The 1,553-nt window shown below is 27.9% G+C and carries 1 protein-coding gene; it reads right to left on the bottom strand.

The genetic code is table 11. The features are described from left to right. Positions 1 to 742 precede the first annotated feature (742 nt). On the bottom strand, positions 743 to 1,063 hold the full coding sequence (locus OU788_RS12255; RefSeq protein ID WP_446751494.1) for a DUF4294 domain-containing protein: 321 nt from the start codon (positions 1,061 to 1,063) through the stop codon (positions 743 to 745). Positions 1,064 to 1,553 lie beyond the last annotated feature (490 nt).

The raw sequence follows: 1,553 nt of genomic DNA, 5'->3' as shown, positions 1-1,553 counted from the left end.
CAAACTCTTCATTGTATAATCTTTAATATTATTAATGTTAAGTTCCAAAAGAATTTTATAATAGATTAATCTCTTAAACTACTACCGGTAATTCTACTCTTTAATTACGCTGTCAATTTCAATATTTTCAATGAACTTGTGGCGAGTCGCCAATGACAAGTTGTTACTTATCTTACGACTCATCCTCTTGTAGAAACACTAGACTCGAACTAGTAACTTATCGTCTTCCAAAATTTCCGTGATCGTACCGCTTTGTGAAAGCGGATGCAAAACTACAAACTCTTTTTAATCTGACAAAACTTTTTTTGAAGTTTTTTTCGTTTGATTTGCTACACTATTTTAATGAACTGTTTCCCTAAAATTCGGACTGCAAAGATACTCACTTTATTTCCTAATAAACAAGAATTTGTTAAACTATTTTTTAACCTTTTCTTTAAATATCTTACTCCCCTATTTTAATGAACTCTTACTAACTTTAAAACTTAGCGCTTCTCCGTTGGCGGGTGCAAATATAGATACCTTTCCCCACTTAACAAGCACTTTTTAAACCTTTTTTTTAAAATATTTATTAATACACTATAAGATAATTAGTTACACCCGAAAGTTTTTTACCCTATACTTCTCTCCTACCTTTGTTTACTATATTTATTACTATTTTAATGCTTCTAACATGGAAGTACATATAACTATTACAGTACTTAATTATCAACTTTAGTAAGAATTTGAATTCTTTATTTTTTTACTATTTCTTTCGTTTTCGCTTCTTTCGCATCTTCGAAAACATCTCTTTATATTCAGATACGTCAACATATCCTCTACTTTTGGATACAATTACTAAATAGTTCTTTCGTAATTTAGGCTCTTGATACTCCAACTTTTCTTCTATATATGCTCGCTGTATAATGTCCTCTACTAAATAATCTTCGTTTTCCGCTTCAGGTTTATACTCTGACTTTAATGATAGTTTAAATAAATTTGCTGTAGTATTGTACCAAAAGACTTTCCAACCACTTCTTAACTCTTTTACATTAGCAAAGGCTGTTTTTCCTGTTTGACGATGAATTAATTTTAATAAAATAATCAGTTTTTGAAAAATTTATGTCAATAATAATAGGGAAAATGATATTGTTATTGTAAAATCATTTTAAAGATATTTTAACCTTATCGAAATTGATGCTAGTTTTAATAGTTTAATTCTGGAAAGTAATTTTTATTTCTTAGGTTATCTATTACATGCCTACTGAGAATTTACCTAATGCTTATGATTATTTATTCCTTTTGCTAGAAAAGGAATAGTTTCAGAGATTTTAAACAAATATAATATTACAGCTATTTATATTGACTCTCGTAATAAATCATAGTTTTTAGGAGATCTAGTAGTGAATATCTTGGATGGAAGAAAACTTAAATTATAAGTGTATAACTATTTCCTGTTGAATATTAAACATTAAAATACGGTTGTTTTTGAGGATCTTTATCAAGATCGAAAGTAACAAGGAAAGGATTAAAAACTACGAGATACAGCAATCCTAAAAATAAGATCAAAAAAAAAC

It is taken from the genome of Tenacibaculum sp. L6 (assembly GCF_028823685.1).
In the GTDB taxonomy this organism is placed as follows: domain Bacteria; phylum Bacteroidota; class Bacteroidia; order Flavobacteriales; family Flavobacteriaceae; genus Polaribacter.
Note: the sequence above shows the minus strand (reverse complement) of the source record. Positions and strands in the feature narration are given on the sequence as shown.